Annotated in this window: 21 protein-coding genes and 2 pseudogenes; 19 read left to right on the top strand and 4 right to left on the bottom strand. The window is 69.8% G+C overall.

All coding sequences use genetic code 11. The features are described from left to right. Window positions 1–38: 38 nt before the first annotated feature. Window positions 39–1,289: a threonine ammonia-lyase gene (gene ilvA / locus ACTWQI_RS29005; protein ID WP_443274949.1), complete on the bottom strand. Its 1,251-nt coding sequence runs from the start codon at window positions 1,287–1,289 to the stop codon at window positions 39–41. A 160-nt stretch (window positions 1,290–1,449) separates the two neighbouring features. Between ilvA and ACTWQI_RS29000 the strand changes: the two genes are divergently transcribed. The 3 genes and pseudogenes from ACTWQI_RS29000 (at window position 1,450) to ACTWQI_RS28990 (ending at window position 3,084) form a co-directional block, all read left to right on the top strand. Continuing rightward, window positions 1,450–1,983, top strand: a complete 534-nt coding sequence (locus tag ACTWQI_RS29000) for a MarR family winged helix-turn-helix transcriptional regulator (protein WP_443274948.1) — start codon at window positions 1,450–1,452, stop codon at window positions 1,981–1,983. A gap of 130 nt (window positions 1,984–2,113) precedes the next feature. After that, window positions 2,114–2,599: pseudogene (locus ACTWQI_RS28995) on the top strand (sigma factor-like helix-turn-helix DNA-binding protein); the annotation flags it as partial. Window positions 2,600–2,832: 233 nt separating this feature from the next. After that, window positions 2,833–3,084 (top strand): hypothetical protein, encoded by a 252-nt coding sequence (locus ACTWQI_RS28990; protein ID WP_443274946.1) that lies wholly within the window; start codon window positions 2,833–2,835, stop codon window positions 3,082–3,084. A 65-nt stretch (window positions 3,085–3,149) separates the two neighbouring features. Here ACTWQI_RS28990 and ACTWQI_RS28985 read toward each other — a convergent pair whose 3' ends face one another. Further along, window positions 3,150–4,316 carry a cystathionine gamma-synthase gene (locus ACTWQI_RS28985; RefSeq protein WP_443274945.1) on the bottom strand — a complete coding sequence of 389 codons (1,167 nt, stop codon included), beginning with the start codon at window positions 4,314–4,316 and terminating at the stop codon, window positions 3,150–3,152. A 91-nt stretch (window positions 4,317–4,407) separates the two neighbouring features. Here ACTWQI_RS28985 and ACTWQI_RS28980 point away from each other — a divergent pair, with 91 nt between their 5' ends. The 9 genes and pseudogenes from ACTWQI_RS28980 to ACTWQI_RS28940 all read left to right on the top strand — a co-directional run bounded on the left by ACTWQI_RS28980 (window position 4,408) and on the right by ACTWQI_RS28940 (window position 10,471). Beyond that, the gene (locus ACTWQI_RS28980) at window positions 4,408–5,523 is read left to right on the top strand and encodes a hypothetical protein (protein ID WP_443274943.1); all 1,116 of its coding nucleotides are present in this window, start codon (window positions 4,408–4,410) and stop codon (window positions 5,521–5,523) included. 138 nt (window positions 5,524–5,661) lie between these two features. After that, window positions 5,662–6,327 (top strand): peptide-methionine (S)-S-oxide reductase MsrA, encoded by a 666-nt coding sequence (gene msrA / locus ACTWQI_RS28975; protein ID WP_443274942.1) that lies wholly within the window; start codon window positions 5,662–5,664, stop codon window positions 6,325–6,327. A 171-nt stretch (window positions 6,328–6,498) separates the two neighbouring features. Then, complete coding sequence (locus ACTWQI_RS28970; RefSeq protein ID WP_443274940.1) at window positions 6,499–6,705, top strand: hypothetical protein; 207 nt, start codon at window positions 6,499–6,501, stop codon at window positions 6,703–6,705. Further along, window positions 6,692–7,201, top strand: coding sequence for a DUF6879 family protein (locus tag ACTWQI_RS28965; RefSeq protein WP_443274938.1), 510 nt, complete (start codon window positions 6,692–6,694; stop codon window positions 7,199–7,201). The genes ACTWQI_RS28970 and ACTWQI_RS28965 overlap by 14 nt, the downstream gene beginning before the upstream one ends. Then, window positions 7,183–8,031, top strand: coding sequence for a helix-turn-helix domain-containing protein (locus tag ACTWQI_RS28960; protein ID WP_443274976.1), 849 nt, complete (start codon window positions 7,183–7,185; stop codon window positions 8,029–8,031). The genes ACTWQI_RS28965 and ACTWQI_RS28960 overlap by 19 nt, the downstream gene beginning before the upstream one ends. Before the next feature lie 257 nt (window positions 8,032–8,288). After that, on the top strand, window positions 8,289–8,504 hold the full coding sequence (locus tag ACTWQI_RS28955; protein WP_443274936.1) for a hypothetical protein: 216 nt from the start codon (window positions 8,289–8,291) through the stop codon (window positions 8,502–8,504). 453 nt (window positions 8,505–8,957) lie between these two features. After that, window positions 8,958–9,373, top strand: a pseudogene (locus ACTWQI_RS28950) (SHOCT domain-containing protein). Window positions 9,374–9,402: 29 nt separating this feature from the next. Continuing rightward, the gene (locus ACTWQI_RS28945; RefSeq protein WP_443274934.1) at window positions 9,403–10,035 is read left to right on the top strand and encodes a GAP family protein; all 633 of its coding nucleotides are present in this window, start codon (window positions 9,403–9,405) and stop codon (window positions 10,033–10,035) included. 19 nt (window positions 10,036–10,054) lie between these two features. Beyond that, entirely contained in the window at window positions 10,055–10,471 is a 417-nt protein-coding gene (locus tag ACTWQI_RS28940; protein WP_443274932.1) for a DUF7144 family membrane protein, read from the top strand. Window positions 10,472–10,602: 131 nt separating this feature from the next. Here the strand turns inward: ACTWQI_RS28940 and ACTWQI_RS28935 are convergent, their stop codons facing one another. Beyond that, window positions 10,603–11,130: a GNAT family N-acetyltransferase gene (locus ACTWQI_RS28935; RefSeq protein ID WP_443274930.1), complete on the bottom strand. Its 528-nt coding sequence runs from the start codon at window positions 11,128–11,130 to the stop codon at window positions 10,603–10,605. Between the two features lie 238 nt (window positions 11,131–11,368). Here ACTWQI_RS28935 and ACTWQI_RS28930 point away from each other — a divergent pair, with 238 nt between their 5' ends. Next, the gene (locus ACTWQI_RS28930; protein WP_443274928.1) at window positions 11,369–11,872 is read left to right on the top strand and encodes an SRPBCC family protein; all 504 of its coding nucleotides are present in this window, start codon (window positions 11,369–11,371) and stop codon (window positions 11,870–11,872) included. 182 nt (window positions 11,873–12,054) lie between these two features. On the opposite strand, the gene ACTWQI_RS28925 is transcribed toward ACTWQI_RS28930, so the two are convergent. Then, entirely contained in the window at window positions 12,055–12,660 is a 606-nt protein-coding gene (locus tag ACTWQI_RS28925; RefSeq protein WP_443274926.1) for a GOLPH3/VPS74 family protein, read from the bottom strand. Window positions 12,661–13,181: 521 nt separating this feature from the next. Here ACTWQI_RS28925 and ACTWQI_RS28920 point away from each other — a divergent pair. The 6 genes from ACTWQI_RS28920 (at window position 13,182) to ACTWQI_RS28895 (ending at window position 19,448) form a co-directional block, all read left to right on the top strand. Next, the gene (locus tag ACTWQI_RS28920) at window positions 13,182–15,443 is read left to right on the top strand and encodes a glycoside hydrolase family 3 N-terminal domain-containing protein (RefSeq protein WP_443274924.1); all 2,262 of its coding nucleotides are present in this window, start codon (window positions 13,182–13,184) and stop codon (window positions 15,441–15,443) included. A 452-nt stretch (window positions 15,444–15,895) separates the two neighbouring features. Next, on the top strand, window positions 15,896–16,084 hold the full coding sequence (locus ACTWQI_RS28915; protein ID WP_443274922.1) for a hypothetical protein: 189 nt from the start codon (window positions 15,896–15,898) through the stop codon (window positions 16,082–16,084). Between the two features lie 78 nt (window positions 16,085–16,162). Next, entirely contained in the window at window positions 16,163–16,894 is a 732-nt protein-coding gene (locus ACTWQI_RS28910) for a hypothetical protein (protein WP_443274920.1), read from the top strand. Then, the gene (locus ACTWQI_RS28905) at window positions 16,891–17,829 is read left to right on the top strand and encodes a DUF6895 family protein (RefSeq protein WP_443274918.1); all 939 of its coding nucleotides are present in this window, start codon (window positions 16,891–16,893) and stop codon (window positions 17,827–17,829) included. The genes ACTWQI_RS28910 and ACTWQI_RS28905 overlap by 4 nt, the downstream gene beginning before the upstream one ends. 32 nt (window positions 17,830–17,861) lie before the next feature. Next, window positions 17,862–18,989 carry a serine hydrolase domain-containing protein gene (locus tag ACTWQI_RS28900; protein ID WP_443274917.1) on the top strand — a complete coding sequence of 376 codons (1,128 nt, stop codon included), beginning with the start codon at window positions 17,862–17,864 and terminating at the stop codon, window positions 18,987–18,989. A gap of 69 nt (window positions 18,990–19,058) precedes the next feature. Then, on the top strand, window positions 19,059–19,448 hold the full coding sequence (locus ACTWQI_RS28895) for a hypothetical protein (protein WP_443274916.1): 390 nt from the start codon (window positions 19,059–19,061) through the stop codon (window positions 19,446–19,448). The last annotated feature ends 63 nt before the right edge of the window (window positions 19,449–19,511 follow it).

Genomic DNA, 19,511 nt, shown 5'->3' with positions numbered 1-19,511 from the left:
TTTCGCGTACGAAAGTGCCCTACGTGCTCACGGCCGCTTTACGACATGACCGTGTAGCCCGCCTCGCGCAACGCCCTCCCCACCTCGGCGCAGTGCTCCGGCCCCTTCGTCTCCAGGTGCAGCTCCACCTCCGCCTCCGTGAGCCCGAGCCGCGGATCGGTCCGTACGTGACTCACGTCCAGGACGTTAGCGTCGACCACTGACAACACCCCGAGAAGCGTCGCCAGAGCGCCGGGCCGGTCCGTCAGCCGCAGGCGCAGTGACAGATATCGCCCGGCCGCCGCCATGCCGTGCCGCAGGACCCGCTGCATCAGCAGCGGGTCGACGTTTCCGCCCGACAGCACCGCCACCACCGGCCCTTCGAAGGCCTCCGGCCGCGAGATCAGAGCCGCCACCGGGCTCGCACCCGCCGGCTCGACAACAAGCTTCGCCCGCTCCAGGCACAGCAGCAGCGCGCTGGAGAGTTCGTCCTCGGAGACCGTACGGACCTCGTCCACGAGATCGCCAATGATTTTGAAGGGCACCTCACCCGGTCGCCCCACCTTGATGCCGTCGGCCATCGTCGCCACGGACGCCAGCGACACCGGGTGCCCGGCCGCCAGAGAGGGCGGATACGCGGCGGCACCCTCCGCCTGGACACCGATCACCTTCACATCCGGGCGCAACGACTTGACCGCCACCGCGATCCCGGCCGCCAGCCCGCCGCCGCCGATGCCGACGACGATCGTCCGGACCTCCGGGCACTGCGCCAGGATCTCCAGCCCGACCGTGCCCTGCCCCGCCACCACGTCCGGGTGGTCGAAGGGATGGATGAAGATCGCACCGGTCTCGCGGGCGTAGTCCTGGGCGGCGCGCAGCGTCTCGTCCACGACCTGCCCGTGCATCCGGACCTCGGCGCCGTAGTCCCGGGTCGCCGCGACCTTGGGCAGCGGAGCGCCCGCCGGCATGAAGACCGTCGACCGCACACCGAGCAGAGAGGCGGCGAGCGCGACGCCCTGCGCGTGGTTGCCGGCACTGGCCGCGACCACACCCGCGGCGCGCTGCTCGGTGCTCAGCCCGGCGATGCGCACATACGCGCCGCGGACCTTGAAGGAGCCGGTGCGCTGGAGGTTCTCGCACTTGAAATGGACCGGCGCGCCGACCAGTCCGGTCAGGTGACGACTCCCCTCCATCGCGGTCATCCGGGCGACCCCGGAGAGCATCTTGTGCGCCGCGCGCACCTCGTCGACGGTGATCTCGGACCGGGGAGGGGACGTCGGGCCGCCGGCGTCGCCATGAGTTGCAGCCATGGGCCAAGTCTCGCAGTTCCCACCCGGCACAGCGGTCCGGCCGGGCGGGTGGTCCAGGGAGTTCATGGGATTGTCCGGGGCACGTACGGCCACGTCCCCGGCCGCGTACCCTGTGCGCATCCGTAGCCCATCCTCATCCCCACGAAGTGAGCCCAGGCCCATGCCCACGACTTCGGACATGACGACCGCTCCCCCGCCCACCGCCCGGGAGGGGGTCCCGGACAGCGGCCTTCTCGACGACCTCCAGCACGAGGTGGCCGTCTTCGCCCGCCGCGCGGAGCAGACCCGGCTCGGCGGCGTCGGAGCGGTCCGCAACTCCATGGACCGGGCCGCGTATCTCCTCCTCAACCGCCTCGACCGGGAAGGCCCGATGGGCGTCAAGGCGCTCGCCGCCGGAATGGGCATCGACTCCTCGACGGTCACCCGGCAGGTCGCCCCGCTCGTCGACACCGGCCTGGTCAAGCGCACATCGCACCCCGAGGACGGGCGAGCCGTCGTGCTGCAGCTCTCGCCGCGCGGGAAGGCTCGCCTGGAGGAGGTGCGCTCCTCGCGGCGCCAGCTGATGTCGCTGCTGACCGAGAACTGGGCGGAGGAGGAGCGTGAGGTCTTCTGCACGCTGCTGACCCGCTTCAACCAGGCGCTGTCCGCGCGGATGGCGACGACGGCCGCCCCGGAGGACGCGCCGGCTTCCTGACCCCTGAAGGCGACGGCGCCCCCGGCGCGCGGCCCGCCCCCACAAAAACCCCTCTCGACCGGCCACGCCCCAGGTGAGGCCTCTTGACCGCGCGCCGCACCTGCCGTCCTATGGAGGATCAGGAGGCGCGGTGCGGAAGCGGCGAGCGGAACAGGATCGCCGCCGGGCCCGGGAGTTCGAGGCGTTCGTGGCGGGCGCGGCCGGCCGGCTGCTGCATGCCGCCACACTGCTGACCGGCGAACCGGAAACGGCCGAGCGCCTGCTGACCGCCGCCCTGGCCCGTACGTACGCGAGCTGGGACCGACTGCACGGCGAGGACCCGTACGACCGTACGCGCCAGGAGCTCGCCGCCCGCTTCGCCCGCACCGCGTGGCGCCGCCGCCGGCCGGTTCCGGGGTTCTCCCGGGCTGCGGCCGGCCGAGGACTGCTCGGGCGACTCACCTCTCAGGAGCGCTTGGTGCTGGTGCTGCGCCTCTACGAGGGTGTGGCCGAGGAGCAGGCCGCGGCGCAGCTCGGCCTCCCGGTCGAACGGGTCCGCGCGATCTGCTTGCGCGCGGTCACCGCCATGCGCAGCGCGCCCCCGCCGCAGACCGGGAACGACCGGGCGGCTCAGGGGGCGCGCAGGCGGCGCGGGCCGCTCTCGCGGCGCGGGGCGAGGCCGCGCAGCGATCCCGGCTCCTCCGCCCACGGTTCCGCTGCCGCCGGCTCCTCCGCCCCTGGCCGTCCTGCCCCCGGCTCCACGGCGCCGGACTCCGCTGCCCAAGGCCCGGCTTCCGGCGCCGCTGCCGACTCCCCGCACCCCCCTGCCGCGGGCGGAGCCGCGCCGGAAGTCGCGACGCCATGAGCCGCATGAGCCTTCCCGACCGCAAGGCGGACGAGGTCCGGCGCATGCTGGACGGCACCCATCCCGTAGTCCCGCCGGATCTGGCCGCCCGAGCGGCCGAGCTCGGGCGGCGGATCCTCGTCCGCCGACGGGCCGTACGGGCCGTCGGCTGGGCACTGCTCCTCGTCGCCGCGGTGGCCTTCACGATCTGGGCGGCGGCCGTCGAGCCCTGGGTCGTACCACCGTCCGAGACCACACCACCGCTCGAAGGCTGGTAGCCGCGGGCGCCCGACCCCGGCAAGACCGGCATCCCGCCGAGGGCCGGGCCGGCCTCGCCCGCAGCTCAGCCCAGAGCTCGGGTGAGGTCCGCGAGCAGGTCGTCGATCGCCTCGATGCCGACGGACAGTCGCACCAGGTCCGCGGGAACCTCCAGCGCCGAACCCGCCACCGAGGCGTGCGTCATCCGTCCCGGGTGCTCGATCAGCGACTCCACGCCGCCCAGCGACTCCCCCAGCGTGAACAGCTCGGCCCGGTTGCACACGTCGACCGCCGCCTGCTCACCGCCCGCGACCCGGAACGACACCATGCCGCCGAAGGCCCGCATCTGCTTCGCCGCGGTCTCGTGCCCCTCGTGCCCCGGCAGCCCCGGGTAGTAGACATGGGTCACCTTCGGGTGGGCGACGAGGAGTTCGGCGACGCGCGTGGCATTGGCGCTGTGCCGGTCCATACGGACCGCGAGGGTCTTGATGCCGCGCAGGGTCAGCCAGGAGTCGAAGGGTCCGGCGATCGCACCCATCGCGTTCTGGTGGTAGGCGAGTTCATCGCCGAGGGCAGCGTCGTTCACCACCAGCGCGCCGCCGACGACGTCCGAGTGCCCGCCCATGTACTTGGTGGTGGAGTGCACCACGATGTCCGCGCCGAGCGCGAGCGGCTGCTGGAGGTACGGGCTGGCGAAGGTGTTGTCGACCACGAGCCGGGCCCCGGCTGCCCGCGCCACGTCCGCGATCAGCGCGATGTCGGTGATGCCGAGCAGCGGATTGCTGGGCGTCTCCACCCAGATGACCTTCGTACGGGGCGTGAGCGCGGCACGTACCGCTGCCGGGTCGGAGGTGTCGGCGACCGACCAGTCGACGCCCCAGCGCTCGACGACCTTGGCGAAGAGGCGGAAGGTTCCGCCGTAGGCGTCGTTCGGGATGACGACGTGGTCGCCGGGCACCAGCAGCGCGCGCAGCAGGCAGTCCTCGGCCGCCAGTCCCGAGGCGAAGGCGAGTCCGCGCCGCCCGCCCTCCAGCGCCGCGAGGTTCTGCTCCAGCGCGGTACGGGTCGGGTTGGCGGAGCGGCTGTACTCGTAGCCGCCGCGCAGGCCGCCGACCCCGTCCTGCTTGTAGGTGGACACCTGGTAGATCGGCGGCACCACGGCGCCGGTCAGCGGGTCCGCCGCCTGCCCCGCATGGATCGCGCGGGTCTCGAAGTTCCGGTGCGCGTGCTGCTGCTGATGCTGGTCGCTCATGAGGCCCGAGCGTAATGCGCGACACTGGTATGCGCCCGCCGCCCCGGGAAATGGGCGACGACCCGACACACACAGGACACGTGGACACCTCATGGAGATTCTGATCATCCTGCTCGGCCTGACCATGATCAGCGGGCTCCTCGTGGTGCCCGCGCTGCTGCGCATGCGCGGCGGGCGGCAGGCGCTGCGCGGCCACGGCAGCGCGCTCGACCCGGGAGGGTACGGCTTCGCGCACCCCGATCGGCTCGACGTACGACTGCCGGGCCCCGACCCCGAACTCGCCGACGTTCTGGACGAGATCCGGCGCACTCAGGACTGGCGACCGGCCGCCCAGCTGCTGGCCACGACGGCCGGCGCCGCCGACTGGGAGCTGCGCTGGCAGCGCGTACAGACGCTGGCCGGTGCCGCCACCGTCGAGGCGGCGCAGGCGGCACCGGGCGAGGGCGGCAGCTGGCTGCGGACCTGGCGCGTGGAGGCTCCGAAGGAGGCGGGCGGCGCAGTGGTACACGCGGAGTTCCTGGTGCGGCAGGCGCGCCAGTCGTCGGGCGGACCCGGGTCGGACGAGTACCGGATCATCCTGGAGGAGGCACGATCGGCGTGCGCCGAGGCCGCGCTTCTCGCGCCGGGCGACCCCACGCCGTACATCGTCGAGCTGGCGGTGGCGCGGGGCCTCGGCTACCGGGAGGCGGACTTCGAGGAGCTGTGGAGCACGGTCACCGCCCGTGCGCCGCACCACATGGGGGCGCACATGGCCGCCCTGCACTACTGGTGCGAGAAGTGGCACGGCTCCAAGGAGAAGGCCGACGCGTTCGCCCAGCGCGCGGCGGGCTCGGCACCGGAAGAGAGCCTGCTGCCTGCACTGCCACTGTTCGCGGTCTTCGAGCACCTGCCCGAGGTGAACGTGGTCCGCGGTCTGTACGAGAGCGAGGTCGTGTCCCGCGCGATCCAGGGCGCCCTCTACGCGACCCGCTCGGTCCCGGCCGATCATCCGGTGCTGCCGCACGTACGGCATCTGCTGCTGTGGTTCCTGGTCCGCGCGGAGCGCTACGCCGAGGCGATGGAGCAGCTGCGGCACGTCGACGGGCACGTGGGCGCGGTCCCGTGGTCGTACGGGGCGGATCCGGCGGTGGAGTACACGGCGTACCGCGCGATGGCGGTCGCCGGCTGGGAGCGGGGCGGCGGCAGCCCGGCGACGATGCCGCACTGAGGCGGGCCGCGGGCCGCGGCGCGCCGCCGGGGCGGCGCCGCGGCCGTTCCGGGTGTCCGGTGCCGGGGGCCGGGGCCGGAATTCCACGGCGCGCCCGTGCGTTCTCCCACCGGACGCACCACGCCGAGGAGCCCCAGCATGTTCCTGAACCGCCCGAAGACACATCTGCCGATCGCCGACGAGGCCCTGCGCGGCCGTCCCGAGCCGGAATTCACGGTCCCGGAGCGCCACACGGTCCTCGGCAACCCCCTGCTGGGCCCGTACCCGGAGGGTCTGGAGATCGCGGACTTCGGGCTCGGCTGCTTCTGGGGCGCCGAGCGGAAGTTCTGGCAGACCCCGGGCGTATGGACCACTCTGGTCGGCTACCAAGGCGGGCACACGCCGAACCCGACGTATGAAGAGGTGTGCAGCGGTCTCACGGCCCACACGGAGGCGGTGCGCGTCGTCTTCGACCCCTCGGTCGTCTCGTACGCCGCCCTCCTCAAGCTCTTCTGGGAGTCCCACGACCCCACCCAGGGCTTCCGCCAGGGCAACGACATCGGCACCCAGTACCGCTCGGCGATCTACACACACTCGGCGGACCAGCAGTCGGCGGCCGAGGCCTCCCGCGACGCGTACCAGCCGACCCTGACGAAGGCGGCCTACGGCCCGATCACCACGGAAATCCTCCCCGCCGACGGCCGCCCCTTCTACCCTGCAGAGCCGTACCACCAGCAGTACTTGGACAAGAACCCCAACGGCTACTGCGGCATCGGCGGCACGGGCGTGTCCTGCCCAATCGGCGTGGTCGAGGCGGACGACTGATGCTACCCAACCAACAGGACCGAGCCCCCGGCCAGCCTCACGGCTGTGCACGGGGGCTTGTTCGTTGGGGGTGGGACTTTCCTGTTCTGGAAAGGATCAGTTCTTGACCCCGACATGATCGCATCGGGAGCATCGATCCCGAGAGGCGTATGCCGATGCGAGGGAGCAAGGATGCTGCGGAAGCTGTCAGGCGACCCGGACTGCAAGAACGGCACGTGCCCGACCCTGTGGGGCACCGACGACAGCAAGAACTACGTGGTGCAGGGCTGGGTGATCACCGACCCTGAGCAGCTGGCACAGCTCGACCTTCCCGAGAGTGAGACGGCCGTCATGGTTCCGGCCGCAGTACTTGAGGAGTACTTCAGTGCTCGACGGTGAGGAATTCGGCCGTCTCTTCGAGACCTTCGAGCGGACCGCCTTCCGACTGGAAACCCTCGCCGTGTACGACGTGGAAGAGGAACGGGGAGAGATCGCGCGGTTCCTCGCGGGTGAGGACATGGGCCCGGAGTGGGACGACAACCCATGGGTCCGCTCGATGACCGACAAGGGCAAGAGTGTGTCACGCGTTCACATCCTGCGCTCTCCCCTGACCGACTACCTGCGTTACGAACTGTCGGCCTATCCCGGCAACATCAAGGCCGGGGAGTCCATCGGGATCATCGACCTCGCCAAGCAGGAAGTGACCGGCCTGCCCGATCACGACTTCTGGCTCTTCGATGACCGCGACGTCTACCGCATGTACTACACCCCCGAGGGCAAATTCCTCGGCGGTGAGATCCTGCCTGCCGACCGACTGACGGAGTACCAGGGTTACCGCGATCTGGCGCTCACCCACGCTGTGCCGTTCGCGGCCTACTGGGAGCGGCACCACTGACCACGAACTCAATCGGGAGAGCCCTGCGGGCATTGCGGGAAGCATCGGGGCTGACCGGTGACGCCGTGGCCCGCAGGGCTTCAATGTCTGCCGGGAAGCTCTCGAAGATCGAAAACGGTCGGACGCTGCCCACCGTGCAGGACGTCGACCTGATCCTGTCCGCGCTCGGCGTCCCGGAGGAAGTGAAGGAACAGTTCCTCGCCACTGCCCGAGCCGAGGTCACCGAGGCCACAGCTTGGCGCCTGCTACGCCGTATGGGCCCGTGGAAGCACCAGAACACCATCAAGGCCATCGAGGCCAACACGGCCGTTCTCAGGCTGTTTCAGGGACAACTCATCCCCGGACTCCTCCAGACCCCGGAGTACGCCACGGCGGTGTTCTCCCTGCCGCCCGCGCTCCCGGACGAGACTAGGGCCCGGACGGTGGCGGCGCGGCTGGAGCGTCAGGCGACGCTCTACGAAGACGGCCGGTCGTTCCACTTCGTGATCTGTGAGCACGTCCTGCGGTGGCTGATCTGCGAGCCAGCCGTGATGGCCGTCCAACTCGACCGGCTCGTGTCCCTGTCCCGACTCCCCAACGTGACCATTGGAGTCGTACCGCTGGCCGGTCGGATGCCGGACTTTCCCATGACGTGCTTCAGCGTCCACGATGACCGGCTGGTGATCGTCGAGACGTTCCATTCGGAGATCACGACACGGGACCCCAGGGACATGCAGACGTACGTCGAAACATTCGAGCGATTCGTCGTCGTGGCGCTCTACGACGAGGACATGCGCGCTTTCGTCGAGAGCATCCGGGACGGGTTCTTGCCTCAACGGGAAAGGAACTAGGGCTGCTTGGCCAGAGCCCCAAGGATGGATCTGTAACGAGATCCAAGCCGGGGAGTAGTCATGCCAGCGACCGTCACCACGCAGTCAGGACCCGTGCATCTGTCACTTCCTCTCGAACCTCCGGTACCCGCCAAGGGATGCGGCGTATGCGCCGCGTTGGTCAAGCAACGGGAGGAAGCGCGGGCCAGAGGCGACTACTCGGCCGAGTCGGATTGCAACGTGGAGATTGCCAATCACTCGCGGGGGCACTGACGTAAATGGACATGCAGACGTGGCGAGCCGCCCGCACAAAGGCTGTTGACGGGGCGGAGGCAGTCCGGGCGGCGCTGGCCGCTCTCGGCCTTCCTGAGAGCGTCTGGGGCAGCGTGCGCCCCATGGTCACCCACAAGGGCGTGCCGTACGTCCACATCGGCATGGTCCGCGCGGAGGTGGCCGAGCAGATCGCGGAGGCCATGAGAACTCCGGTGCGCTGAGGGACGGCGAGCAACACACCTCAGCGCACCGGTCGCAAGGCACCTGTGGCCCGCGCCCATGACTGACCCCTGTCAGCCTCCCCGTGGCTGGCGGGGGCTCAGTGACGCCGATCAGTGGGGCGGCGAGAGCCCGGCGAGCCCGGGCAGTAGGGGCGCATGGCGGTCGCGGGGCGGGCCAGCCGCCTGGCGGGACGCAGGGGCGGCCTTCGCCAGGACCGCCTCGAGCTGGGCGCCGAGTGGTGCGTGAGAGGTTCGCGCGTATCGTGGAATTGCGGACGCACGTATGGCCGTTCCAGTCCCAACATCGCGAGATGCCTGCCCCCCATCTGGGGGCAGCGGGCGGGCGCTGGTCTCCCCCGATGGCAGCGGCCACCGCAACTCATCCCTTCTCCGTCGGGTCCTTTCCGCACGGTGGACGCTGGAATACCTCTGGGTAGCGGCAGGAGAAGAGCAATGGACGGCTACCTGCACATGGCATACGACTTCCCGGTGCTCGGCGCCTTCTGGACCGTCATGTGGATCTTCCTTTGGGTCCTCTGGCTGATCCTGCTGTTCCGGGTCATCGCCGACATCTTCCGCAGTCACGATCTGGGCGGGTGGGCCAAGGCCGGCTGGCTCCTGTTCGTGCCGTCGTGCCGTTCCTCGGCGTTCTCACGTACGTCATCGCGCGCGGTGCGGACATGGGTAAACGCGAGATTCGGCAGGCCCAGGAGCAGCAGGCGGCGTTCAACGCGTACGTCCGCGAAACCGCAGCCGGTCCCGAGGCCACGAGCAGGGCGGACGAGCTCGCCAAGCTGTCCGAGCTGAAGGCGCGAGGCGAGCTTTCGGAGTCCGAATTCCAGCAGGCCAAAGAGAAGATCCTGCGCTGACCCCGGCCGCGGGGCGCTGAGCGACTGCCATGGATGGACTTCAGATCCTTCCGCTCGCCATCACGATGATGGTCGGGCCCCAGATCATGTCGGCGATCATCTTCGTGACGGCGCCGAGAGCGGTGCGCGTATCGCTGGGGTTCCTGGCAGGAGTGGCCATCGCGACGACGGCGGGAGTCGCGATCATGCTCGGTATCGCCACGTTGCTGGGAAGCGCCGTGGATTTCGGCAACTCGTCCGACAAAGGTTCCGCGGGCAAGGTCGTTCAGTACCTGCTCGTCGGTCTGCTGGCGGCCGCGGCCCTGAAGAACTGGCTGGGGCGAGAGACGATCGAGCCGCCGAACTGGCTGGGAACGCTCATGTCGGCGGACCCGAAGCGGGCCTTCACGATCGGGCTGATGGTCATCCTGCTGATGCCGTCCGACCTCGTGGTCATGCTGACCGTCGGCGTCAACCTGGAACACAGCGGAGCAGCCTTCGCCGAAGCGCTGCCGTTCATCGCGCTCACCGTCCTGGTCGCGGCACTGCCGCTGCTCATATGGCTGCTGTTCGGCCAGCGGGCCGAAGCTGCCATGCCGAGGGTCCGGGACTGGATGAACACTCACAGCTGGCTGGTCAACATCATCGTGTGCGTGATCTTCATCGTCATCATCCTCTTCTGAACCGAATCGAGGAAATGCCATGACACAGACAGCAAACCGAGGCCAGTACGTGGCGCCCCGCCCTCTTGCCGGTGGGCTGGTGGTCTTCGCCGCCGTGATGCTGATCATCGGCGGCATCCTCAACGTGTTCCGGGGCATCATGGGCATAGCCGAAGACGACATCTTCGTCACCACGCCGAACTACGTCTTCGAGTACGACGTGACCGGGTGGGGCTGGATCCATCTGATCCTCGGAGCGCTGGCCGTCCTCGCGGGATTCAGCCTCTTCAAGGCCACAGTCTGGGCCCGCATCGCGGGCGTGGGCCTGGCGGGACTGCTGCTGATTTCGAGCTTCCTGTCCCTGCCGTACTACCCGATCTGGTCGGTCGTCCTGATCGCCCTGTACGGCTTCATCATCTGGGCGCTGTGCGTGGTGAGGCGGGAAGACGTCACCTGACCGTCAGCGGTCTCACGGAGGAGGTTGCCCCAACGAACGCGGCGCGGGCGCCGTGGCAGGCAGCGCGCGTATGGGCCCCCCTGCCCCCCGCCTGGCTCCGAGCAGGCCAACGAGGCTCAAATGCCGGGGTTTCAACGGCGGAGTTCGCCTTCCAGTAGGCCCATGGTGAACATGTCGTACCACTGGCCGTCGCGTCGGAAGACCTGACGCAGCCTGCCTTCGTCGACGAAGCCGACCTTCTGGTAGACGCGGTGAGCGGCGTGGTTCTCGATGACGACGGTCAGCGTGATCTTGTGGAGGCGCATCTTCTCGAAGCCGTAGCGGCAGATCGTCCGCATGGCGTCGGTGGCGTAGCCGCGTCCCCAGTACTCCTTCTCACCGAGATAGATGTCGAGCTCGGCGCATCCGGTCTCCGGCTCGGCGTCACGCAACCGGACCAGGCCGATGAGCTGTGCGTCAGCGAGCACCTCGACCCCGTAGAGCACGTCGTCGTACGCATTGCGCGGCCGTTCCTCCAACCGCTTCCTGACCTGGGCCAGCGGCTGGGCGTAGCCGTCGCTCATCCAGCGCATGACGTCGGGGTCGTGGTTCCACCGCCACAGCGCCTCGGCGTCCGACGGCTCCATCGGCCGCAGCTTCACCAGGTCTCCGAGCACCATGTCGGCCAGCCCTTCGGGTGCTTCATGATCAGCGTTCGCGAACCAGCCAGTGGTAGCACGGGCCTGATTTCGCGCTCAATCCAATAAGCGGCACTGCCCGCCTGCGCCCCGGCGCGACGCATCGGGCCGACGCGACCGTACGTCCTGGCGCGGGGCGGGGGAAGGCCGCGGAAGGGCTGCTGTGGCGGGGTGGGCGGGGCACGTGCATGCTCGAAAGAGAGTCACGTGGAGGTGAGCGATGACACTGTCCGAGATCACCGAGAGCGTGCACGTGGACGCCACCCCCGACGAAGTGTGGTCGGTCGTCACGGACGTGCGGCGGCATCCGGAGTTCGCCGGACCGAAGAGCATCACCAAGGAGATCGAGTTCGAGGGTCCGCTCGAGATCGGCGCCCACTGGCTGGCACATGAGAAGTTCGGCCCGCAGACGTTCGACGCCCCGTCCGAGGTGACGATGGTGGACCCCGCCCACGATTTCAGCTGGGTCTCCCTGCTCCCGGTGAGGGAGAAGAGCCGGGGTACGGGCGGTCGCGTCTACTGGGACTACCACCTCGAGCCCGAGGGCGAGGGAACCCGGCTCTCCCACCACATGCGGGTGGAGGAACCGGCCAGGGGCGCAGTGTCGTTGAAGGCGCTGTACAAAGTGCTGAACATGCCGAAGCGGCAGCGGGAGGGCATCCTCACGTCACTGGGCAACATCAAGGACGTCGCCGAGCACGAGCACCCGCACGGCACACTCTGACGCGCCTGCCGGTGGTCGACGACGCGGAAGGCCTGCACCGACCGCACACGATCACGGTGGACTTCATCACGCATACGACTGCCGGGAGCCGAAGGGCGGGCGGGCCGATCGCCGATGCCGCGAGAGCAAGGCGATCGGCTCGCAGGCTTCGCTGAGGAGATCGATCCGCAAGCGTCGTCATGTCAGTCGCCTCGCCAGATGTTGTCGAAGGCCGCCTGCTCAATGGCTCGCCGTTGCCGTACGGCCGCCAGTTCCATCAACGCGTCATGAACCGCGGCGAGCACGGTCTCGACCGCGTCGTCGGCCGGGCTCGGAGCGTCTCCCGTTTCCTTGTTGCGGATCCCGACGGCCGTCCCAAGGGCGGCGAGGACGGGCTCATCCGATGCCCAGCGGTCCCCTGCCAGGCGGCGATCAAGCGAATCGACCAGCACCATCTGACCGGTCCGGAAAGGCCTCCAGCGGCGACGTTGCCGCGTGAGTTGCCCTTCGACCTCAAGGGCGGCCAGATAGGCCGAGTGCAGGTCGCGGCCTCTGCGCCACAGCCAGTCGCCGACCGACTCGTACGGCGCTTCTCGGGCAAGCGACGCCGCGGCCTGATCCAGCAGGCGATCAGCTACGGCCGTCCGGTGCCCAGGCACGATCTGATCGCCATCCAGCGTGATGGCCCCGGCAGCCAGGAGGTCGATCAACTCGGCTCCCGCAAGGGCAAGCGACAGGTCGCCTCGCTCCACAGGTCGACTGGGCACCACGTCCATGGCGATGATCACCAAGTCCCGGGGTGTGGTCATAGAGGGCTCCACCTCAAGGGCATCAATAGGCGATGCGACGCCGGCTCGTCCGGCACCTGCATGACACTCAGCAGCAAGGTCGCCTGCCGTAATCGCTGGCCCTCGACCGCTCCACCAGGAGATGGAGGCGAGCGGGCGAGCGGACGTGCGCCGGGTGGGACTCCGGCCGCCGACGACTACTCCCGTATACGAGTCTAAGGAGCGAGGACGGCGGCTGCACCCCACGCCGGCCCTGGCCCGCCGACCCCGGCGTCGCAAGATCCAACGAGCAGGGATGCATCCAACTGTCCACACCCGGTGTCCGATCGACGCGATACGGGCAAACCGTTCAGCGAAAGCGCTCTCGCACATGGTCTAGACCAGGCCATTTCCGTCCACTAGGGTGCCACGTGCTCTGTGGCACAACTACCAGCCGTGACACGGAAACCAGACCTGTCGAGCCGCGACGCGACGAGCCGTCACCGCCCCACGCGTCGCGTCCTCATGCATCCCCGACAGCGTTCGCCCAGGAGGTTTGCCCCATGCGATGGCCCCACCCCCCGCGCTGGCGCGGGCGGTTGCTACTGGCCGCGGCCACGCTGCTCACGACGACGGTCGTCAGCGTGCCCGCGTCCGCCTCGGCGGCGGTCGAGCCGCCCTACAAGGACCCCAGCCGACCCATTCCGGAGCGAGTTGAGGACCTGCTCGGCAGAATGACGCTGGACGAGAAGATCGGCCAGATGACCCAGGCCGAACGGAACGGGGTCTCCAACGCCGATCTCACCACCTACGGTCTCGGCTCGCTGCTGTCCGGCGGAGGTTCGGCTCCGTCGCCCAACACCGCGAGCGCCTGGGCGGACATGTACGACGGCTTCCAGCGCTCCGCGATGGCCACCCGGCTCGGCATACCGATGATCTACGGCGTGGACGCGGTGCACGGCCACAACAACGTGCATGGGGCGACGATCTTCCCGCACAACATCGGCCTCGGCGCCACCCGCGACCCCGGGCTGGTCCAGCGCATCGGCAAGGCCACCGCCGAGGAGGTCTCCGGTACCGGCATCGACTGGGACTTCGCCCCCTGTCTGTGCGTCGCGCGCAACGACCGCTGGGGCCGGACCTACGAGTCGTACGGCGAGAAGCCCGAGATCGCCACCTCGATGACCACGCTCATCACCGGGCTGCAGGGCGCCAAGCTCTCCGACCCCGGTTCCGTCATGGCCACCGCCAAGCACTACGTCGGTGACGGCGGCACGACCGGTGGCAAGGACCAGGGCAACACCGAGGTGAGCGAGGCCGAGCTGCGCGCCACCCACCTGCCGCCGTTCCGCGAGGCCGTCGCCAAGAACGTCGGCTCGGTGATGATCTCCTACAGCAGCTGGAACGGCACGAAGCTGCACGGCCACAGCTACCTGATCAACGACGTCCTCAAGAAGGAGCTGGGCTTCAAGGGCCTGGTCATATCGGACTGGAACGCGATCGATCAGATCGACGGCCAGCCCGGCTTCACCACCGCAGAGGTGCGCACCTCGATCAACGCGGGCCTGGACATGATCATGGTGCCGCACGAGTGGCGTACGTTCATCTCGATGCTGAAGTCCGAGGTGCAGGCCGGGGGCGTCCCGATGTCCCGGATCGACGACGCCAACCGGCGAATATTGACCAAGAAGTTCGAGCTGGGCCTGTTCGAGAAGCCGTACACCGACCGCTCGTACACCGGCACGGTCGGCAGTGCGGAGCACCGGGAGGTGGCCCGTGAGGCCGTGCGCAAGTCGCAGGTGCTGCTGAAGAACAAGCACGGCGTGCTGCCGCTGCCCAAGACCGCGGGCAAGGTGTTCGTGGCCGGCAAGAGCGCGGACGACATCGGGAACCAGAGCGGTGGCTGGACCATCGACTGGCAGGGCAAGAGCGGTCCGATCACCCCCGGAACCACGGTCCTGCAGGGCATCCGCTCGGCCGTGTCCTCCTCCACGACCGTCACGTACGACCGCAAGGGCGACGGCATCGACGGCAGTTACAAGGCCGCCATCGCGGTCGTCGGCGAGACCCCGTACGCGGAGGGCCAGGGCGACCGGCCCGGCGGGCTCGGCCTGGACAGCGAGGATCTCGACACCTTGGCCCGGCTGAAGGCGTCGGGCGTGCCGGTGGTCGTGGTCCTCGTCTCGGGGCGGCCGATGGACATCGCCTCCGAGCTGCCGTCGTGGGATGCGCTGGTGGCCGCGTGGCTGCCGGGTACCGAGGGCGGCGGCGTCGCGGACATCCTCTTCGGCGACCACAAGCCGACCGGCAAGCTGCCGGTGACCTGGATGAAGAGTGCGAGCCAGCAGCCGATCAACGACGGCGACGGCAAGGAGGCGCTGTTCTCCTACGGCCACGGCGAGGGATTCCCGCTGACGCAGCAGGCGTACGACGTCATCGGCGCGGCCTACTTCGACGAGCAGCGGGGCGTCCAGCTGGAGCGCTGCAGCGACGCCGGCTGCGGGCAGAACGTCGGATGGATCGCCGAGGGTGACTACGTCGGCTACCACGATGTCGACTTCGGCAGCTCCGCTCCCACCCAGGTGACGACGCGGATCGCATCCGGCTCCGGCGCCACCGGAGCCCTTGAGTACCGGTTGGACAGCCCGACCGGGCCGGTGCTCGGCACCGTTCCGACCAGCAACACCGGCGGCTGGCAGTCCTGGACGAGCCGCACCGTGGACATGAGCAGGTCGGTCACGGGCGTGCACAAGGTGTACGTGGTGGCCACCGGAGGCGGCGGCGCGGACCTGGTCAACCTGAACTGGTTCCAGTTCGGCCGGTAGGCCCGGCACGGCAGGGGGCGACGTCAGAGACGTCGCCCCCTGTTTCTGTGCCGTGGGCGCGAGCCGGGTTCGCCGCAGGCGAACGCGACGCATCGCGGTGAACGGCATCGTCGACGTCGAATGAGGTACAGGCCGAGGTCCGGCAGACCGCTCGCCGACCGCGGAGCGGAAGATACCCGCTGGTAGGCGACATCTCCCAGAGCTATCGAACACCTCCCACGCCCGGCCGATCGAGTCCGGAGCGCAGAGCACCAACTCCGCTCACGGCAGGATCGTTTGGCGATCCCCTCGGACCGGTGCCGCCACCTCCGACGGACACGTGCCCACGGGCCCTCCGAGACGGATGGGGCACGTGGGGCAGATTGCTCCTTTTGTGATCTTTGGGATGTGGTCGTAGCGTCGGATGGGCAAGCGCCCTCGAGGGCGACACAGGTCTGATCAAGGAGAACGCTATGCGTACCCAGGAGATGACCCGTCCCTTCGGCACCGGCCTGGCAGCCCCTGACGAAGAGGCGGCGGTGATGGACCTGACAGTGCGGCGTGAGGCGCCGCTGAGTGACGCGCCGCAGTACGCACCTGAGGCTAAGGGTGTCCTGCTGCTGCTTCTCCTCCTCTCCCCGAAGGAGCCCAAGGACAAGTAGGACCAGTCGTCGCAGGGCCGCCCGAGGGCTGCCCTCCTGAGAGCGGGCTCCGCCCGTGCTTGGTGGAGGTGAAGAACAATGCCTTTCGCCGACGCCGCGCCGCGTGAGGATTACGCGGAGGCGGTGGAGGAGCTCGCCGCCCGTGTCCTTGGCGCCCTCGAAGGCGCGAAGGACACGGGCACGCTGGCCCGCCACCTGCGCAACGCACCCGATCCCAAGGTCGCCCTGGCCGCGGTGCGCGTGATCGGCGCCAGGATGTCGGCGCCGTACGCGCTCCGGAACGAGCGGCTCGACGGGGACGAGGCGGGGATCGTGGAGGAGGCCTTCCGCCTCTTCCCCCTCGCATCGGCCGACGGAGACACCGCCCGTATCACCGCGTGGCGCGACTGGGCCACGGCCCAGGTGATGGCCCGCTGCGGATGGGACGTCCTGGACGCACCGCAGCCCGAGGACGGTGACGCGAACACCGGTGACACCGTCCCGTGGCAGCCCTGGTCCGTGACGATGGCCCAGCTCTCGCCATTGGCCGTCCCCGGACTCGACGGCCCCGTGCACGAGGCCGCCCGCCGGAACGTCATGGCCCTCGCCCGCGGGGCGACGCGCGCGATGCTGCGCCGCGACCCCCCGACCGCCGCCGGACTGGGGCGCTGGCTCGCCCTGCTGAGCGCGTCCGGCGCCGGTGTCCCGCTCGATCCGGCCGCGCTGCTGGAGCACGTACGGCTGGTCGGCGCCGCCGATGCCCGTACCGCGCTCGATGTGACGATCGGTCGGCGGACCATAGACGTCGGCGGCGAAAGGACAGGCGCATGAGTACGCCGTTGGCGAAGATCGCCCATCAGCTCGCCACCCGCGCCTTCGAGTGGCTGCGGCGGTCCCACGAGCACGGCGCGCTGCCCGCCGACACCACGGCCGAGCTCGCCGACCCGGACAGCGTCTACAAACCCCTGGCCGAGACGGCTCTGGCCTGTTCCCTCGTGCTGCGCGAAGGCGTCGCGGGCCCCCGCGAGGCCCAGACCGCCCGGGAACTGCTCGACTTCGCCTGGCAGCAGCTGCGCGAAGGTGACCTGCTGTACGAGCGGCAGTTGCGCTACCCGCTGATGACCGACCCGTTGGAGGTCTACGCCCACTTCGTCCGAGCCGGTTTCCGCCACCCGCGGCTGGAGAGCCTGCTCACCCACCTCGACGGCCTGCGGTCGCGGCATGCCAGCGAGCTCATGCCCAACCGGCGCCTCGCCGCCGCCAACGCCGCCCGCATCACCGGCCTGGACAGCGGCCGCGACAGGGACCACTGGGACACCCTGTCCGCCGCCACCTGGCTCGGCTCCACCCCCGAACCCTGGGCCATCGACTGGATGACCGCGTACACCGTCACGCACACCGTCTTCCACCTCACCGACTGGGGCGCCCGGCCGGATGGGCTGGGCCCCGCGCTCCAGGACTATCTACACGCCTGGGTGCCGGTCTGGATCGACGTCTGGCGGGAGGTGGCGCAGTGGGACCTCCTGGCGGAGCTGATGATCGTCGACACCTGCCTCGACGAACCGGCGTGCACGGTGCGGGACTGGGAGGCACTCGCCGCGGTGCAGCACGCGGACGGCATGATGCCCCGCGACGGGGACCCGGTGCCGGACGATCCGGCGGAGGCGTATCTGGCCAACCATCACACGACGGTCGTGGCGGCCGTGGCGGGCACCCTGGCTCTGTCCCGCGGCCTCGGCGCCACCACGGCGGCCGTACCGACGTGAGCGAAGCCGGTCCCGTGAACGAAGGCGGTCCCGTGAACGCAGTCCGTCTCGCGAACGAGGCCGCCGGAGGGATGGGGGCCGCCGCCGAGACTGCCGTGCGGCACCAGCGGTCGGACGCGGACTCGACCACCTTGCGGGAGCGCCTCGAGCCCCTGACCGCCGCGGCGCCGGGCGCCACGGGGGTGATCGCCGCGGCCGTCCGTGGCCCGGAATCGGCACTGCTCTGCCATGGTCGGCGCGACCTCCCCCAGCTACCCGCGCACGTCGGCCCGCACACCCGGTTCGAACTCGGCTCGGTCACCAAGACGTTCACCGCACTGCTGCTGGCCGAGATGGTGACCCGCGGCGACGTGCGCCTAGACGACCCGATCACCGCGTACCTTCCTGCGGGCGCAGCACCCCGGCACCCCTCCGCCCGGCGGATCACCCTGCTGCATCTGGCCACCCACACGTCGGGGCTGCCGCGCCTGCCCGCCAACCTCTACCCGGTCGCCCTGCCCCGCTGGGGCAGCAACCCGTACGCCGACTACACCCCCGAGCACCTGCTCCAAGCGGCCTCCCGTATCCGCCTCCATGGCCGCCCCGGAACCCGCCTGCACTACTCCAACTTCGGCGTGGGGCTCCTCGGTCGTCTGCTCGCCGAGGCCGTGGGCGAGGACTACGAACGCCTCGTCGCCGCCCGCGTCTGCGCTCCCCTCGGCATGACCGGCACCCACGCCGGAACGACATCCGACGACGCGACCGGATACCGCCGTGGCAGGCCGGTGCCGCCGTGGCTCATCCCCGGTCTGCCGGGCGCCGGCTGCCTCCGCTCCAGCGCGTCCGATCTGCTGCACTACCTCGACGCACTGGTGCACCCCGACGCCACCCCGCTCGGCGCGCCACTGCACGACGTGTGCCGCGCCCGGCTGGTCGCGCCGCACGGCGGCGACCGGCTCTGCCTGGTCTGGAATCTGCGTTCCTTCCCCGGTCACGAGCTGGTGTTCCACTCGGGCGGCACCCGCGGCTTCACCACCTTCGCGGGTTTCTCCCGCCAGGCCGGCGTGGGCCTCGCCGCCGCCACCAATACGGCTCCCACCCTGCGCGGCACCTTCATCCGCACCGCGTACCAGATGCTGAAGTCCCTGATCAGTGACCCGGTGGCGAAGCCCGACGGCTGATCCAGTTGCCTTGCCGGGCCAACGGGTGTGCTCTGGTGGTGGGTGGGAGGAGGAGAGAGGAGTCACGCCATGTCAGCGTCCATGCATCCGGCACTGCCGGCCCAGCGGCACCCGCACCGCGCCTCGTACTGGACGATCCCCGTGCTCCTGGGTATCGCCTACGGCCTGTACGCCGCCTTCCTGACGAGCAACCACGGCGCGTCCAACACCCGTATCACCGTCGTCTCGATCGTGGGCGGTGCGGCTGTCGCGGCGCTCTCCTTCCTTGTCGGACTGTTCCAGACCCGCCTGTCGCGGGAGCTCCGCGCGACCGCGTACGGCGTGCTCGTCGGCGGTGCGACGGGCTATCTGCTCAGCCTGAGCGGGGACACGTGGCTCAAGGCTGCGTTCCTCGGGGGGTTCCTCGGGCTGTCGATGGGCATCGTGGTCTTCTACATCCGCTACACCCACGAGACCTGACGCCGGAGGGCTGGCCGGACGGGTCCGCTGGACGACGGTGGCCCGGAGGGGGGGGGTCCTCCC

Source organism: Streptomyces sp. KR80, from assembly GCF_052245555.1.
Taxonomy (GTDB): domain Bacteria; phylum Actinomycetota; class Actinomycetes; order Streptomycetales; family Streptomycetaceae; genus Streptomyces.
This window is presented reverse-complemented; position numbering and strand designations above follow the sequence as displayed.

Bases quoted from the DNA above. Each gene is read 5' to 3' on its own strand.
- ACTWQI_RS28970 (WP_443274940.1), top strand. From the start codon at position 6,499: ATGCTGCGGAAGCTGTCAGGCGACCCGGACTGCAAGAACGGCACGTGC.
- ACTWQI_RS28910 (WP_443274920.1), top strand. From the start codon at position 16,163: ATGCCTTTCGCCGACGCCGCGCCGCGTGAGGATTACGCGGAGGCGGTG.
- ACTWQI_RS28895 (WP_443274916.1), top strand. From the start codon at position 19,059: ATGTCAGCGTCCATGCATCCGGCACTGCCGGCCCAGCGGCACCCGCAC.
- ACTWQI_RS28905 (WP_443274918.1), top strand. From the start codon at position 16,891: ATGAGTACGCCGTTGGCGAAGATCGCCCATCAGCTCGCCACCCGCGCC.
- ACTWQI_RS28980 (WP_443274943.1), top strand. From the start codon at position 4,408: ATGGAGATTCTGATCATCCTGCTCGGCCTGACCATGATCAGCGGGCTC.
- ACTWQI_RS28990 (WP_443274946.1), top strand. From the start codon at position 2,833: ATGAGCCTTCCCGACCGCAAGGCGGACGAGGTCCGGCGCATGCTGGAC.
- ACTWQI_RS28945 (WP_443274934.1), top strand. From the start codon at position 9,403: ATGGATGGACTTCAGATCCTTCCGCTCGCCATCACGATGATGGTCGGG.
- ACTWQI_RS28940 (WP_443274932.1), top strand. From the start codon at position 10,055: ATGACACAGACAGCAAACCGAGGCCAGTACGTGGCGCCCCGCCCTCTT.
- ACTWQI_RS28935 (WP_443274930.1), bottom strand. From the start codon at position 11,130: ATGGTGCTCGGAGACCTGGTGAAGCTGCGGCCGATGGAGCCGTCGGAC.
- ilvA (WP_443274949.1), bottom strand. From the start codon at position 1,289: ATGGCTGCAACTCATGGCGACGCCGGCGGCCCGACGTCCCCTCCCCGG.
- msrA (WP_443274942.1), top strand. From the start codon at position 5,662: ATGTTCCTGAACCGCCCGAAGACACATCTGCCGATCGCCGACGAGGCC.
- ACTWQI_RS29000 (WP_443274948.1), top strand. From the start codon at position 1,450: ATGCCCACGACTTCGGACATGACGACCGCTCCCCCGCCCACCGCCCGG.
- ACTWQI_RS28985 (WP_443274945.1), bottom strand. From the start codon at position 4,316: ATGAGCGACCAGCATCAGCAGCAGCACGCGCACCGGAACTTCGAGACC.
- ACTWQI_RS28920 (WP_443274924.1), top strand. From the start codon at position 13,182: ATGCGATGGCCCCACCCCCCGCGCTGGCGCGGGCGGTTGCTACTGGCC.
- ACTWQI_RS28915 (WP_443274922.1), top strand. From the start codon at position 15,896: ATGCGTACCCAGGAGATGACCCGTCCCTTCGGCACCGGCCTGGCAGCC.
- ACTWQI_RS28955 (WP_443274936.1), top strand. From the start codon at position 8,289: ATGGACATGCAGACGTGGCGAGCCGCCCGCACAAAGGCTGTTGACGGG.
- ACTWQI_RS28930 (WP_443274928.1), top strand. From the start codon at position 11,369: ATGACACTGTCCGAGATCACCGAGAGCGTGCACGTGGACGCCACCCCC.
- ACTWQI_RS28925 (WP_443274926.1), bottom strand. From the start codon at position 12,660: ATGACCACACCCCGGGACTTGGTGATCATCGCCATGGACGTGGTGCCC.